Raw genomic sequence first — 15,907 nt, forward strand, 5'->3', positions numbered from 1 at the left:
CGACGAAGATTAATTTTCGAAATGTCACGGAATGAAGGCAAAAGCTATAAAGAGATCAGCCAAGAATTAGGCATCTCAATAAATACAGTAAAAAGCCAAATGAACAAAGCCCTTGAAGCGCTTCGAGTCTTTCTTTTAAAAAACAGCGACATCTCCTTTACACTCTTGCTATTGGCATTTAAGTGGTTGAAATAATATTTAAAAATTCAGGGTTACACCACTTTTCAAAAAAAATCCACCTTTTTTTACACATTTGATTTTCATAGCAATTATACTCAAGACACCTTGAATTTAAAGAGGTTTAACAGATATTATGCTTCTGCAATTTGGTATGATTTGTTCATTTTCTGAAAATAAAATAACTTTTGAGTAACACAAAAATGATTCTCAATGGTTGTTTATATAGATACCGATAATTTAGGCACGAATGAATCAAGTACCCGATATACAAAAACTCCTGCTAAAGTTTGTTAAAAATGATTGTACGTCACAAGAAATCGCAACAATCATCAAATATGTAAAACAAACAAAAGGGACGGACAATTTACCTAACTTCAATGAGGTAATGCAACTATTTGAAGAGATCCCTGACATTGAACCGAAACGAGCACAAACGATGTATCAAAACATCCTAAAAACTGCGAAGCATGAAAAAAGAAGATCTTCAACAAGAAGAATATGGCGTTATGCCGCGGCAGCAGTTGTAGTGGGTATTATGGCATCAACTTATTTTTTTAGAGATCGTGTGTTAAATAACGACATCATAGCACCAAGTGCTACAATAGTACGCCATAACATCCATCCTGGTACGGACAAAGCCACCTTAACGCTTGAAACGGGAGAAACAATTTCTTTAGAAAAAAACACGTCTATTCAAACTCAAAACGCTACAAGTAATGGCGAGCAGATAATTTATAATAACAGTACTTCCCGAGAATTAGTCTATAACCATCTTACAATCCCACGAGGCGGGCAGTTTCAATTATCCCTCGCAGATGGTACACGGGTATGGTTGAACTCCGAAACCCAACTAAAATACCCAGTAAGTTTTACCGACGGCGAAAGCCGTCAGGTAGAGCTTATGTATGGAGAGGCTTATTTTGAAGTATCTCACAGTTCTAAACATAAAGGAGCAAAATTCAAGCTGCTGCACAACCAGCAAGAAATAGAGGTTTTGGGTACAGAGTTCAATGTTAAAGCCTATAAACATGAATCAAATATTTATACGACTTTGGTCGAAGGAAAAGTAGCGGTAAACTATCAAAACAAAACTCAAAATTTGGTTCCCGGCCAACAATCCAATGTCAATGTGTTTACTAATACATTAACCGTTTCAACAGTAAATTTAAAAACAGAAGTATCATGGAAAGACGGCATATTCAGCTTTAAAGAAAAATCATTAAAGGAAATTATGGCATCACTTTCTCGATGGTATGATGTGGATGTGGTTTTTGAAAATAAATCTCTTGAAAAGGTTCAATTTAATGGCGTATTGAGAAAGCATCAAAACATCGAAGATATTCTATCAGTGATCATGTCTAGTTCCTTTGACAATTATGAAATAATTGACAAAACAATAATTCTTAAATAAAAACAGGTAAAATAAAACAACACTATTCGTATAAATCATTCAAGTATAACCAATCCAAAATAAATATGATAAACATTTAAAGTAAATTCCGAAAAAAAGGGAACAATGTTCAAACCCGGACGGAACGTAAAAATAGTCCTGTGGACTATTTTAGTGAAAGTGCCAGCTGGCTTGTTGGCACGATAATATAAGAAAGGATGTAGTTTCTACCTGCAAGTATAGTACTACACCCCTCTTAAATGAATATTAATTAATTGTTTAACTAACTAATACATTACAAATTTATGCAAATTAAATTAACTAATACTGCTTTTCTATTCAGAAGAAAGCTTTTAATGGCCATGATGAGAACATTCATTTTCCTCTGCTGCGCAACGGTTTTTAGCTTAACACCTAATAATGTGGTATCCCAGAATTCTAAAATCAACATAGTTGAGGATAAAACATTGACAGTGGATCAGGTGTTTGGTCTCATTATGGACCAAACAGATTACAACTTTATTTACGAGGTAGATTTATTTAAGGATTTTCCCACCATCCAAGTAAAAAAGGGAATCATAACTACAAATAAACTATTACAAAAAAGCTTATCTTTTAAAGACTTGGATATTGTGGTGACTAAAGACAATACAATAATTGTTAAACAAAAACCCCTTAAAAATAGTTTACAACAGGATTTTGTGGTCACTGGCAAGGTTACCGATGGCAACTTGCCCATTTCTGGTGCGAACGTGCTAATCAAAAACACCAACCGCGGCGTCGTGACCGATTTTGACGGACAATATTCTATCACCGCCAGACCGACTGACAGCCTCAAAATATCTTATTTGGGATATACGACGCTTACTATTCCCATTGAAAATCGTACCATTATAAATGTCACACTACAAGAGGATGCGACTGCTCTGGAAGAGGTACAGATCAATGCGGGCTATTATAGCACTACAGATAGGGAGAAAACTGGGAGTATTGCGAGGATAACAACAAAAGATATAGAAAAGCAACCTGTAAGTAATCCGCTTGCAGCAATGCAGGGACGTATGGCAGGAGTACATATCACGCAATCGACAGGTGTTCCTGGTGGTGGTTTTGACATTCAGATTCGTGGGAAAAATAGCCTTAGAACTGACGGAAATGCGCCTTTATACATTGTGGACGGTATTCCCTTTGGAACTGAAAATATTGGAGATACTTCAATATCTGGGGGAATACTACCTAGTACCCGAGGTGGTTTAAGCCCACTTAACAGTATTAACCCTGCCGATATAGAAAGTATCGAGGTTTTGAAGGATGCTGACGCCACTGCTATTTATGGATCACGTGGTGCAAACGGAGTAGTCCTGATAACCACTAAAAAAGGAAAAGAGGGCAAAACGAACTTTAACATTAACACTTATACAGGTGTTGGGAATGTTACAAGAAAACTGAAACTGATGCATACCGAGCAATATTTAGCTATGCGTGAACAAGCATTATCTAATGATGGTTTTACAAAATTCCCTCCCTATGCGAATGATGTCAATGGAAACTGGGATAGAAATCGTTATACAGATTGGCAAAGTGAGCTAATTGGCGGAACTGCTTATTCAAATAGCGTTCAAACCTCAATATCTGGGGGATCAGTAAGTACACGTTTTTTGATTAGCGCTACACATTATAAAGAGACTACAGTATTTCCAGGAGATTTTAAATTTAGAAAGACTGCAGCAAACTTTAATGTCAACCATATTTCAGATAACAAAAAATTTGAAGCGTCACTTTCTGGAAACTATATTTCAGATCAGAATAACTTATTAGCAACTGATCTTACAAGACAAGCCTATATTTTAGCTCCAAACGCACCTGAACCCTATAATTTAGAAGGAAAACTCAATTGGGAAAATTCAACGTGGAACAATCCATACCGATTATTAGAAGAAAAATATCTGGCAAAGAACAACAATTTAATAGCCAACAGTACGCTTATATATCGTCCGTTTGATAATTGGGAATTAAAAACAAGTTTGGGATTTACAGACTCAAGCTTACAGGAATCAAAAGCCAGTCCTCACACTATTTATAATCCCGCGTATGGATATAATAGTGAAATGTCCACTTTACTATTAAATGATGCAAAATTACAATCCTCGAACTTTGAGCCACAGTTATCTTTTAAACAAGAAATTTTAGATGGGCTGGTAAGTATTTTAGTTGGCGCAACATTCCAAAATAGTCGGCGTACGCAATCAGGGCTATATGGTTGGGGATTTTCTAATAATAACCTCATCAATAATATTACTGCAGCTTCAAATATTCAAGCATTGAGCTCCAACAATTCAGAATATAGATATAGTGCTTTGTTTGGTAGAATCAACTTTTCTTACAGTGATAAGTATTTTATAAATCTTACAGGACGCAGGGATGGCTCTAGCCGTTTCGGTCCCGAAAAAAGGTTTGCTAATTTTGGTGCTGTAGGGTTAGCTTGGATCTTTACAAAGGGAAAGTTTTTTGAAGAAAAAATCGAATGGCTGAGCTTTGGAAAGCTAAGGGGAAGCTTTGGAACTACTGGAAGTGACAGGATTGGGGATTACCAGTTTTTAAATACTTACAGCTTATCAGGCAATAGTTATGAAGGAGTCGTAGGTTTAGAGCCAACTCAATTATTTAATCCTGACTTTAGCTGGGAAACCAATAAAAAAACTGAGGGAGCAATAGAATTAGGCTTTTTTAATGATAGATTATATTTATCTACAGCATATTATCGAAATCGTGCTTCTAATCAATTAGTTGGTATTCCATTACCAGCAACTACAGGTTTTCCGCTCGTAACTGCTAACCTAGATGCTACAGTTGAGAATACAGGTTGGGAGTTTGAATTAGAAGGCAAAATCGCAAATAATGACAATTTTAAATGGACTACCTCTTTAAACCTGACTTTACCTAAAAACAAGCTAATTTCATTTCCTAATCTTGAGGGCTCAACTTACTCAAATAAATATGTGATTGGTCAACCATTGGACATACACAGAGTATATCATTTTATTGGAGTAAATCAACAAACGGGTATATATGAATTTGAAGATTACGACGAAGATGAACGAATTACTGCCGCTAATGACAGGATGAAATTGGTACAAACAACACCGAATTATTATGGAGGACTACAAAATAGTTTTAGTTATAAAAATTGGCAGTTGGACTTTTTATTTCAGTTTGTAAAACAATTAGGAAACAATTATAATTCATTTGGAGTATTACCAGGGATTGCAAGTAATCTGCCTATAGATTTCGCTAATCCCTGGCAACAACCAGGAGATGAAAGCTCTATTCAACTTTATACGACTGGTCTTAATTATGAGGCTACAACTGCATATTTTAGATTTCTAAGTAGTGACAGAGCTTTTAGTGATGCTTCATTTATCAGGCTTAAGAACATTTCATTATCCTATACACTTCCAATTATATGGCCGGAATTAACAAGTTGCCGTATTTATATGCAGGGACAAAACCTCTTTACATTAACTACATTTAAAGGGGCTGATCCTGAAAATCAATCATCAATGAATTTACCTCCCTTACGTGTATTTTCTATGGGTGTAGAACTGAAATTTTAATCAAAAGTAAAATATTATGAAAAAAATAAAATGTAACAAACCTTCAAACTTTATAGTCTTACTATTTGTATCGATAGTTTTATTCAACTGTGAAAGTTTTATTGAAGTTGATCTTCCGGATTCAAAGCTTACAAGTAATATTGTATTTAGTGATGTTGGAACAGCTGAAGCCGCCATGGCAAACATTTATAGTAAGTTGCAAAATGATGTGTTAGTCTGCGGTAACTCATTAGGTATTTCAATATTACTTGGAAGTTATGCAGATGAACTCGATACCTATAGTAATGGATCAATCGAACTTCAATTTTATCAAAACTCTCTAATTTCAACCAATTCATTTGTTACTTCTTTATGGAAAGGAAGTTTTAATCTGGTCTATGCAGCTAATGCGGTAAAAGAAGGTTTGGAAAATTCTACTACAATTTCTCAAATTGATAAGGATAGACTTTTGGGAGAAGTATTGTTTCTAAGAGCCTATATTCATTTTCATCTTTTAAATCTCTTTGGTGATATTCCGTATATAACTACTACAGATTATATTATAAATACTACTATAGGAAAATTACCGCAAACACAGATATATACATTGTTGATAGATGATTTGAAGAAGTCAAAATCTATTATTCCTGCGGTAAACCAAAGCCAATTTAAAACACGTCCGGGTATTAATACTGTAAAGTCCTTATTGGCAAGAATATATTCATACAAAAAGGAATGGGAATTGGCCGAAATTGAAGCAAGTTCAGTGATAAATTCAAATAATTTTGAATGGGTAGAATCACTTGATGATGTTTTTTTAAAGACCAGTACAGGGACAATATGGCAAATGCCGCCAAGTAAGAATGGATTACCTACACAAGAAGGACAAAGTTATATTTTCACAATGGGACCACCTCCCAATCGGGCATTAAGTCCAAGTCTAATGCATGCTTTTGAACCAGGTGATCTTCGTCAAGAACACTGGATTGGAAGGGTTGAAGGAAAGGAAGATACTTGGTATTATCCGTTTAAATATAAGCAAAGCACCGCTGAAACCACATCCAATGAATATTCCATCTTATTTCGATTAGAGGAATTATACCTAATAAGGGCTGAAGCACGGATGCATTTAGGTGATTCTGATGGAGCAAAAAAGGATCTTAACAAAATCCGAAATCGAGCGTCATTGGCCGATACATCAGCAGAGACAGAACAGCAGTTCATAGAAGCTATTATACAAGAGCGTCGTATAGAATTTTTCAGTGAATTAGGGCATCGCTTTTTTGATTTAAAACGCATGGGACTATTAAATAACAAACTGTCTCCTATAAAACCAGGTTGGGATACAACAGATATATTGTTCCCTATCCCACAATCTGAACTGTTGCTTAACCCTAATTTATTACCTCAAAATGAGGGATATTAATTCCTTAATCAATAAAAAGTAGTAAGATGAAAGACTTAAGTTTTCATATAAATATTTGGTATTTAATAATAGTGACATTTTATGGATGGACTTGTAGTTCTCAAGAAAAAAAAATACTCTCCCCGCAAGATTATAACCTGTGGCATACCCTCAAAATGGGAGTGACCTCTGATGACGGTAAATGGACATCTTTCTCAAAACTATATGAGAATAATTCCGATACCTTGTTTTTCAAAAACACTATTACTAATTTTCAGTATGCCTTTCCCTCAGGGCATAATGAAATGATTACATCAAAAGGGAATTTGTTCGGTTTTCTGAAATCAGAAACATTATTCATTTTAGAAACATTGACAGGTAAACAAGAAAAATATCCCGGTGTAATTAAATTTCAATTTACAAATGATGGAAAATATCTTATCTATCAATGTAATTCTAAAGTATCGAGCAGATTAGTTCTGAAAAATATTAAAACCGGACAAGTGCAGAAATTTGAAAACATTAAAGAATACAGATTGAGCCCAACAGAGAAATATTTGGCCATAATTGAATCTGACGATCAAAATGAATCAGTAAAATTGATAAATCTATCGGAATTAAAAAAACAAACTATTTTGTCGCAAATCATTAATTCAAGATATCAACAATTAACATGGAATAGCACAGGAAATTCTTTAGCTTATTATATTTCCGATAAAGAAAAAGAGGATTATAAGATAGCTTTTGCACCTAATGTAATCATGAACTTAAACATATATTATTTGAATCCTTTCAGCGCCAAAAATTTCCCGATTGATGGACATATCATAAAAACCAAACTGTACATTTCAGACAATGGAGATAAGGTCTTTTTTGATACTAAGCCCAATAGCAAAATATCGGAAGGAATTACAAAAGTTCAGGTATGGAAATCTTCAGATAAAGAAATCCCTCCAAAATCCAAGATAAATTTTATGCAATGGAATGTTTGGCTTCCTTCAGAAAATTTGGTATATGAAATTGAGGACAACAATTTAATTGCCTGTGGCATGACAGACAATTATCAACAGGCAGTATTACTAGACAACAATGTATATCTTCCTTTGCATGAATATGGTGACAGATATAGTGATGTTTACCTGATGGATCTAAATTCGGGTATTAAAAAGAAAATAATAGAAAAACAATTGCGCGTTAATCATCACATTGGCATCGATCCTAAGGGAAATTATATAGCCTATTTTAAAGATAAAAACTGGTGGAGCTATAACATCAAAACAAAAAAACATACATGTCTTACAAAGGATATTCAAGCAATATTTAACAAATCAAATAGTGATCGTCTTGATAATCACAGAGCTTATGGTTTTGGAGGATGGACTACAACAGGACAAATTATTGTTTATGATCAGTTTGATATTTGGTTATTCTCGGCTGATGGCAAGAAATATCAAAGATTAACTAATGGTTCAAATGATAAAGTTTGTTATCGTATTAACACTTATTTACAAGGTACTATCAGAGATAATTTTATTGGAGATGTTTCTGAATATTATGATTTAAACAGAGGATTAATTATCCGAACATTGAACACAGAAAAATTAAGTGAAGGATTTGGTATTTGGAATACAAAAGATGGTTTTGTAGAAATCGTACATAAGGATTCTAAAATAATCTACATTAGTAAGATTGGAAAAAATAACAGTTTCCAGTTTCTTGAAAGTAGGTTTGATGTTTCTCCAAAATTAATAAGTACTACTATAGGTGGAAACCAAATAGTGATTGCACAGTCGAATGAACAACAAAAACATTTTTATTGGGGGAGATCAGAACTAATAAATTATCAAAGCCCTAATGGTAAGGAACTAAAGGGGGCATTGTTTTACCCTGCCAATTATAATGTAAAAAAAAAATACCCCATGATTGTATCTATTTATGAAAATAAATCACGTGTTTTACATGAATACATTTTTCCCTCATTAAGAAATTTTATAGGTTTTAATATAACTAATTTTACTTCAGAAGATTATTTTGTATTGTTACCGGACATTGATTACAAACTCAATAACCCTGGAAAATCAGCTTTAGACTGTGTATTGTCAGCTGTCGACAAAGCAATAATAGTCGGTTCAATTGACGAAAACAATATTGGGCTAGTCGGGCATTCTTTCGGTGGGTTTGAAACCTCCTATATCATCAGCCAAACAGACAAATTTAAGGCTGCCATCTCAAGTGCAGGAGTGAATGACTTATTAAGTTTTTACCTTGACATAGACTCTTCGAACCTCTCGAATATGGAGCGTTTTGAAAGTGAACAATTCAGAAATAAAATTCCATTTACTGAAAGTAAATTTTTATCTGAGTCCCCAATCATGAATGTAAAAACAATAAATACTCCTGTATTATTATGGACTGGGAGTAATGATAAAATGGTAAACCCTTCTTATAGCACAAAATTATATGCGGCATTATGGAGACTCGAAAAGGAAGCCACTTTTTTAATTTATGCAAATGAGGAACACGTACTCATAAACCCTTCCAATCAAATGGATATAACCTCCAAAACAATGAGCTGGTTCAATCATCACCTTAAAGGTTTTCCTAAGGAAGATTGGATAAATGATTAATTAAAATAAGGTGTCGTCTATAGATTGTGTAAATTAAACTCTGACCAATTCATTTTTTCTTTAATTAAAGAGGTGCCCTTATTAAAAGAGCACCCTTTTTACAGTCTTATAATTACCGAGATCCCATATTTGATCTAAACAGTTGTTTATTACACACAAGAGGTTGAGTACCTGTTTTTCCAAAGACCTGATGAGATTCACCTTCATAGAATGCAGTACATACAAATTCACTTGGAGTGTTATCACAATCAGTTACTTGTATTGCACAAGGTTGACTAGACAGATTTATCCATCCTAGTTCAGGAGCTAATAGTGCTTTATCCTCTACACTTTTAAAAGCAAAAGCACTAACTACCGCCAGCATCAACACAAACACTGGCAAAACCATTTTAAAAATTTTTACTTTCATGATATTAAAATTTAATTATTAAGATCTACTCTTTCACAGGTTTTCGATCTTCCCCTGATACAGCCGTATATTTTTAATAGTTCAGTTCAAAATTTAATGGTTGTAAACGATATAGAACTATATAATGATCACTAAGTCCAATTAAAATATTTCGATAAATCTGGAAACTCGTTATTTTCTCCCTTTTATAATTATATAAGTAAAAACTAAACTCATAAGTATGCTTCCTCAAATTATAAACATCAACAATTGAAGCATCTCCTAGCATTTCTTCTGGTTCATATTTTCCTAACCTATCGGATTTAATAAATAAGTATTTTCCGAAAGAATAACTTTGCCGATTTACTATCAGTGGTTGCTCAGCAAGAGTCCTGACCTTACCTGAATTTGTGGAAGCTATTTTGATTACAGCATTTCTTACCGTATCAATTGTACGTCCATGATAATCAAGTTTGAGCTGTATATCTGATGTTATAAATTCATTCCTGTAATTGTACACGTATAATATGCGATTTAATTCCGAATTATATCTTAACTGACCATCTGTGTCAAAAATTCCATCAGTCTGTTTTTGTAACAAATTATCAGATATTCTAATGGTATCATAACTTTCGAAGTCAAAGCGACCAATGACATTTTGATTACTTTTCTTGTCGATACTCCTAAAAACAAATTGTGTGGGTGATACAGGTTCAACTTGCGAAATGAGATGGTTACTATCTCCTCTCCAGAATAATTTTGCTTCCCAATCGGATATTTTTCCTTTAAAAATAACAGGCACATTACCATCAATCAAAAAAAAGTATGGTGTATGTATCCTGATTTGAGGAGAAAAAAAAGTAATTTGTTGTTCATTATCCAGCTTTATCGCATATGTTTTTATATTTGAAAGCATGGTATCAACACTCAAAATATGAGCAGGAGCACTAGTATTTCCAAGATATATACGGTCCTCTGCAACTCCCGCTATATAATAGGAATTGTACTTGATATTTAAACCTTTTATTGTGGTTACAGGATGTGGTGGATACCTGCGCAAAAAACTGTTGTTTCTTTGTATTTCTTTTTCAGATAATAGATATAATGTACTGACAGATATAACTCCTCCAATAAAGATACTTATTATTGATATAATAAATAATCTAGGTTTTATCAAACTCATTTTTTGAGAATCATCCTGTTTCTTTTTTAACACCAAGGCGATAAGTGCAAGGATGATAAAACAAATATTAAATATCAAATGCTCCGTCCACCCCAAAGCTTCCAACACCCCACCACAAGAACAAGGCACAAAATCAGTAAAGTTCAGGATAATCACAATATAGGTGGTAAACATCACCATCATGGCAAAAAAACCATATAGAGCAATCCGTCTGGTGCGCTTAAACACTAAGAAAAACGATATAAGCAGTTCCAATAATGGCACCCCAATGGCCACTGGTTTGGCATAAGCACTCAATAACGGTGACTGACCCAACTGGGTTTCAAAGGTTTCAAAATCCAACAACTTACTTACAGCAGCATACACAAATAAGAACGCACACAAATAAATGCCAATCTCTAAAATATAGTGTTTCAATATCTCCCATCTCAATTTCATAACAGAATCTTAAGTAGGAGTAAAATTCGTGAATTGTAATGTTTTCAAAAGGATAACCGATAGTCCCTAAGGGATTTTATAAAAAAGATGCAAACCAATTAAAAAATCACTTTGAATCTTGAATCTTGAATCGAGATTACTTCCTCAAAGCCATCGACGTGACCCCATATTGCTTTTTAAATGCTTTCGAAAAATGGGACATGTTTTTAAATCCGGTCATTTGAGCAATTCCTTTTACCGGTAGGCTGGTATTCTGCAGAAGCATATTGGCTCGTTTTAAGCGCTCTTGGGTTAAAAAACGGTAAACAGAAGTGCCATACAATTGCTTAAAGCCATTTTTTAATTTGTGCTCATTGGTACCAAATTCATGGGCCAAAACCCGCAATCCAGGTAGCGGTTGTGAAATGTTTTGGAGAATACGATCCCGAACGCCCTGAATAATTCGAACATCCTTTTCATTGGATAGTTTAAAGGGAGGGTTTGGTTTTGCACGAGATCGCAAATCTCGGGAGGCTAATAGAGCCTTGATTCTATCTTCTATAAACAATCTGTTCAGTGAAGTCTCAAAGGTGGTCACCAAAATAAATGATACAGACCATTCCGCTATGAAAACGGTACTAAAAGCACAAGTGCACCTTTTGGTTAACGCCCCCGGAACCTTAAAAGAAAGGTCATGTATCCCGTGATAATGGTCTTCATAAAGCAAATCCCTCGCAATCAATTGCCAACTTGACAATGATTCTGCCGTTAACAGATCAGAAAAAGGAGCCTCTAGTAACACATCAAATTCCTGTCCCAATAACGTCTGAACGGTGTTGTTGACATACCGCACTTGAAAACCGGTATCCAGAACAAATATCATGTTTACATATTCCTTGATGGCCTCCGGCGAATCTAAATACCCCACATACCGCAAAGTATCGGCCAGTTCCTCCACCAAGAGGTTGGCCGTCAAAAGCACCAATTCAATATCATCATCTTCCTCTGAACGTTCTATTAGATAAGATCCCCCGCCTACAATCAATGTCATGATCAACCGTTGGATTTGCTGTAGTCGATGTGTATTAAACGGACTTTGCATCAGCGATAGGATTTTAGAAAATGCATAGCCTCATATTGATTTTCAAACAACTGCGTCGGAATGAGCGGTTTGCTCCTGTGGATATAAACACGCAATAGCGCCTCTATAATCGCTCTTGTGTCAACCAGTGCTACAGCTTTTAATAAAAACGAACCTTCATTCGCAAGATAATCCCGTGCCGATTTATCAGCATCCTTTATACCTTGAAGATCGCACAATACCGGATAGGAAACGTCTTGCTGGTAATGAAGCCGTTCATTTACCACAATTTTTGCCGTGCTATAATCAAGGACAGGAAGTGGTTTATATACAAAAATAAGAATGCCATCCGCCATCCAAATTTTAGAGTAAGTAGTCTCTTTCATAAGTATGAAGATTGATTGGAGCCTCTAACATATGAAAAAAAACAATCCGTTTAACCCAAAAGCACCTCATAACACTTTTTTAATCAATGTTTTACGCAGAATTAAGTAAAGTTTTGTGCTCACAAGGATAATTTGTGTTCTCAAAGGGATTACTAAGTTAGAAATCTGGAGGTAAATTATGAACGTCACAATTAATTTTATAGTTTCCCTGATAGAATCAGCTGATCTATCGACAATAAAAACCTAATAATCAATCGCTTCGCAATAAAAAGATTTATTACAAGCGCCATGAAATTTTAAAAAAAAATCCTAAATCTAAACTTAATCCCGCTATCATGACTAAATCAAAAACCTACATCTCAGTTAACTTGCCAGTCCACCGTCATCCGACAACGACTAGGTAAAGCAAAAAAAACAGATCGAACCTCCGTAATATTTGGGAATTACTTTCCGCAAACTCTAAACGGATCACTGAAGCCTGCCAACTGCTGACTGCTGACTCGCCCGAACGTACCATTTTCTGCCGGAATTAGTTCAGGCCGACGGTACGGGCGGGCTGCTGACTAAATACTGCCATTAACTTTTTTTATCTTAAAATAATCTTCTGATGCAAAGAATTTGTATATACAGCAAGGATATTTGTTGGATAACGGGAAAGAGCGAACGTTATGCAAGAGACATATTGCGCGATATCCGACTGCTGCACAAAAAAAAGAAGCACCAATTGATCACTATTGCCGAGGCATGCGATTATTTGGGATTACCCTATGATCAAGTCTACGATTTATTAAATGGTAAAGGCTAAATAACAAATCAAAAAAATCCTTTCCTCGATAATATATTGGGATTAAAGGGAAGATGGATTTTAGCGCAGCATTGTGCTTAAAGACGGAAGGGTGCAAATATACAAAAATCAAATGTTTTAAAGATGACCTACTCATAAACACAAGACCACTCCAAACCTCTTCATTAATAAAAAAATAAAAAACATCAAACTCCAAAACTCATAAATCTTCACAATCCAGCTCCCCTCTTTAGCCAAAGAGGCGACCGAGCGTAAAAAAATAGTCCAGTGGACTATTTTAGCGAAGGGGCGAGCCGGCGCGTTGGCCGCAGTTTGGACGGGGAGTTTGAATAAAACTTGGGGAATGAATTCACCGTAGTGCAACGAAGGTGAAGAAAGGGGAGTTTGAAAAAAGGGGAGTTTGAAAAAAAGCAAAGTTTAAAAAAAGGAACAAAAAAAACCTTATATCATTATTGGTATTTTCCCCCACAGTCCACAATCCTAAAACTGTCTTGTGTAATGAATATCCCTGTATGGAGTTGACCATTATTCGTTATTAGATATTTATTATTCGTTACTCGTTATTCAAAAATCAATCTCCAATTTTCAATCTTCAATCGTTAATTGTATCAACGCCATGGATACTCCATGGATACTCCATGGATAATGCATGAAGAGTGTATGAGAGGAAAAAGGCTATTACAGACCCCACTACCCTATCTCAAATTTCAGTTTACCACAAAAAGATAAAAATTTTATTCTTTTGTTTTGACCACCTTTTTACCACCTTTTACTGATTTAAAATGACAAAAACTTGATGTCTCTAGTAGCAGGGTGTCTTTAAGTTTAAAAATTTTGATTCTGATTTATTCTTTGAGGTAAACTTGATTCCTTCCAACCTATTATCTCGTCTTTATTAATTCATCTTGATTCAAACAACTCACCTACTCTTTTAATTCAGTAACTTTCTTATAAGCTCCTTTTTTAATACCCCGTTCTCCATCAGTTCCAGGGATGAATTTAATAAGTTTTTCTCTCTTTAAGTGCCCTAAGATGCTTGAAATATTTGCTTTATCTATAAGAAGTTTTAAATCAGGATTAGTAATATATAATTGAGTTCTAATTTCTTCCAATGTTCTTTTCTCATCAAGGAATCCCGATTCTAAAATATTTATATGAATGACCTTTGTAAAATTAATATCCCCAGAAATATCCTGAGATAAAGGATATAATGGTTTCATTTCTATGTTGTATTCAGTTAATGTTCCTAGAGGATATCCAACTGATTTAGCATATTCAACATAGTAATCAATATTAATCGTTACACCCTTTTCAATATTACCAATTGTGATTACTGACAGTCCCAACATCTCCGCAACCATACTCTTAGTATAATACAAACTGTCACGAACTAACTTCAGCTCTGCTCCTAAACGTACTCTATAATCAGGCGATACCAATCTTGATTTCTTAGAAGAACTCATATAAAAATATAATTAATTAATAAATTATTTGTATGAATACAATATTTTGCTATATTTGTATAGTAATTAATGCGACACTAATAGTTAAGCGCTGAGCGCTTTAACTAATGATGTCTCTCTAATCGGGAATTAATCCGGAAAATTAAAGTCCTAGAGAGTCAACCATAGAGTCGCCTTATTTGGTTTTTTCATATATTTGAAACTTCCAATGGGCGGTCTATGCGTTTGTACTTCGATGGACAAGAGATTTATCTCTAAGGTTTTCATCCGGATTTCCACACGATATCGAAGGAGCTAGGCCGCTAATTGGTTTTTTCAATTCTTCATATTTTTTCCCCTAAGAGAAACATCGTTCCATAATTTCAATTGTGAGAACGATTTTTTGTTTCTAGCCAGTAGCTCCCCACTACGTTCCGACAGGAAAACGGCTTCAAAAAAAATCATACTTACAACAGGTAATGCAATGTTAGGGAGTATTAAGCCCAAACATTACAAAATCCAAAACCGCCTTAGGTTTCCCTTTTTTTGGAAGAAACCCAGATTGATGCTCATTTTAATAATCGACAGTTTAAAAGTAGCATCAATCTTAACGTTTTCCAAATATTTTGAGGTTTTACCTTAATCAGAGGACAGCACAGGCGTTTATAAAACAGGACTAACAATTTAAAACCAAAACACGCATGAAAAATCAATTGTGACCAAGCCTAAACCTCATCATTGAGATACGCTACAACTGGAGTTTGCAACAAAAACCTCGCTATCGCCAATTGCAAACTCTAAATCCCTAAGAACATGGCAGCACTATAAAAGACAGTGCCACATAGCGAACAGTTAGAATTAGTCTTTGGGATAGCTGCCGCTATGCACCAAACCATATGCGGCAACTTCCCAATTTAACTTTAAAAAAAATGGAGCCCATGCACCTATAGTTTTCACAAAAAAACCTCCCTACAAATGTTGGCACAATCGTTCAGGAGGTCAAATTAAAT

General features: G+C 34.7%; 11 protein-coding genes. 6 read left to right on the top strand and 5 right to left on the bottom strand.

Features of this window, described 5'->3' with window-relative positions; translation table 11 throughout:
• The 5 genes from MWU32_RS04530 to MWU32_RS04550 form a co-directional block, all read left to right on the top strand.
• Positions 1-195: sigma factor-like helix-turn-helix DNA-binding protein (locus MWU32_RS04530; protein ID WP_246938168.1), on the top strand; the 195-nt coding region annotated here is incomplete at its 5' end.
• Positions 196-427: 232 nt separating this feature from the next.
• A complete protein-coding gene (locus tag MWU32_RS04535; protein WP_246938169.1) occupies positions 428-1,591 on the top strand; it encodes a FecR family protein in 1,164 nt (387 codons plus the stop codon).
• A 284-nt stretch (positions 1,592-1,875) separates the two neighbouring features.
• Positions 1,876-5,184 (top strand): SusC/RagA family TonB-linked outer membrane protein, encoded by a 3,309-nt coding sequence (locus tag MWU32_RS04540; protein WP_246938170.1) that lies wholly within the window; start codon positions 1,876-1,878, stop codon positions 5,182-5,184.
• 16 nt (positions 5,185-5,200) lie between these two features.
• Entirely contained in the window at positions 5,201-6,589 is a 1,389-nt protein-coding gene (locus MWU32_RS04545; protein ID WP_246938171.1) for a RagB/SusD family nutrient uptake outer membrane protein, read from the top strand.
• A gap of 26 nt (positions 6,590-6,615) precedes the next feature.
• Complete coding sequence (locus tag MWU32_RS04550) at positions 6,616-9,195, top strand: S9 family peptidase (protein WP_246938172.1); 2,580 nt, start codon at positions 6,616-6,618, stop codon at positions 9,193-9,195.
• A gap of 112 nt (positions 9,196-9,307) precedes the next feature.
• Here the strand turns inward: MWU32_RS04550 and MWU32_RS04555 are convergent, their stop codons facing one another.
• From MWU32_RS04555 to MWU32_RS04570, 4 genes are all read right to left on the bottom strand, one after another.
• A complete protein-coding gene (locus MWU32_RS04555) occupies positions 9,308-9,604 on the bottom strand; it encodes a DUF6520 family protein (protein WP_246938173.1) in 297 nt (98 codons plus the stop codon).
• A 73-nt stretch (positions 9,605-9,677) separates the two neighbouring features.
• Positions 9,678-11,204 (bottom strand): MauE/DoxX family redox-associated membrane protein, encoded by a 1,527-nt coding sequence (locus MWU32_RS04560; RefSeq protein WP_246938174.1) that lies wholly within the window; start codon positions 11,202-11,204, stop codon positions 9,678-9,680.
• Positions 11,205-11,340: 136 nt separating this feature from the next.
• Positions 11,341-12,234 (bottom strand): AraC family transcriptional regulator, encoded by an 894-nt coding sequence (locus MWU32_RS04565; protein WP_246938175.1) that lies wholly within the window; start codon positions 12,232-12,234, stop codon positions 11,341-11,343.
• Between the two features lie 50 nt (positions 12,235-12,284).
• Positions 12,285-12,650, bottom strand: coding sequence for a hypothetical protein (locus MWU32_RS04570; RefSeq protein ID WP_246938176.1), 366 nt, complete (start codon positions 12,648-12,650; stop codon positions 12,285-12,287).
• A 607-nt stretch (positions 12,651-13,257) separates the two neighbouring features.
• Between MWU32_RS04570 and MWU32_RS04575 the strand changes: the two genes are divergently transcribed.
• Complete coding sequence (locus MWU32_RS04575) at positions 13,258-13,455, top strand: hypothetical protein (protein ID WP_246938177.1); 198 nt, start codon at positions 13,258-13,260, stop codon at positions 13,453-13,455.
• A 923-nt stretch (positions 13,456-14,378) separates the two neighbouring features.
• Here the strand turns inward: MWU32_RS04575 and MWU32_RS04580 are convergent.
• Positions 14,379-14,918 carry a helix-turn-helix domain-containing protein gene (locus MWU32_RS04580; protein WP_246938178.1) on the bottom strand — a complete coding sequence of 180 codons (540 nt, stop codon included), beginning with the start codon at positions 14,916-14,918 and terminating at the stop codon, positions 14,379-14,381.
• Between the last annotated feature and the right edge of the window lie 989 nt (positions 14,919-15,907).

Source organism: Gelidibacter sp. F63206, assembly GCF_023015735.1.

Excerpts from the sequence above, each read along its gene's own strand:
- MWU32_RS04535 (WP_246938169.1), top strand. The coding sequence starts at position 428 with ATGAATCAAGTACCCGATATACAAAAACTCCTGCTAAAGTTTGTTAAA.
- MWU32_RS04540 (WP_246938170.1), top strand. The coding sequence starts at position 1,876 with ATGCAAATTAAATTAACTAATACTGCTTTTCTATTCAGAAGAAAGCTT.
- MWU32_RS04545 (WP_246938171.1), top strand. The coding sequence starts at position 5,201 with ATGAAAAAAATAAAATGTAACAAACCTTCAAACTTTATAGTCTTACTA.
- MWU32_RS04550 (WP_246938172.1), top strand. The coding sequence starts at position 6,616 with ATGAAAGACTTAAGTTTTCATATAAATATTTGGTATTTAATAATAGTG.
- MWU32_RS04555 (WP_246938173.1), bottom strand. The coding sequence starts at position 9,604 with ATGAAAGTAAAAATTTTTAAAATGGTTTTGCCAGTGTTTGTGTTGATG.
- MWU32_RS04560 (WP_246938174.1), bottom strand. The coding sequence starts at position 11,204 with ATGAAATTGAGATGGGAGATATTGAAACACTATATTTTAGAGATTGGC.
- MWU32_RS04565 (WP_246938175.1), bottom strand. The coding sequence starts at position 12,234 with ATGACATTGATTGTAGGCGGGGGATCTTATCTAATAGAACGTTCAGAG.
- MWU32_RS04570 (WP_246938176.1), bottom strand. The coding sequence starts at position 12,650 with ATGAAAGAGACTACTTACTCTAAAATTTGGATGGCGGATGGCATTCTT.
- MWU32_RS04575 (WP_246938177.1), top strand. The coding sequence starts at position 13,258 with ATGCAAAGAATTTGTATATACAGCAAGGATATTTGTTGGATAACGGGA.
- MWU32_RS04580 (WP_246938178.1), bottom strand. The coding sequence starts at position 14,918 with ATGAGTTCTTCTAAGAAATCAAGATTGGTATCGCCTGATTATAGAGTA.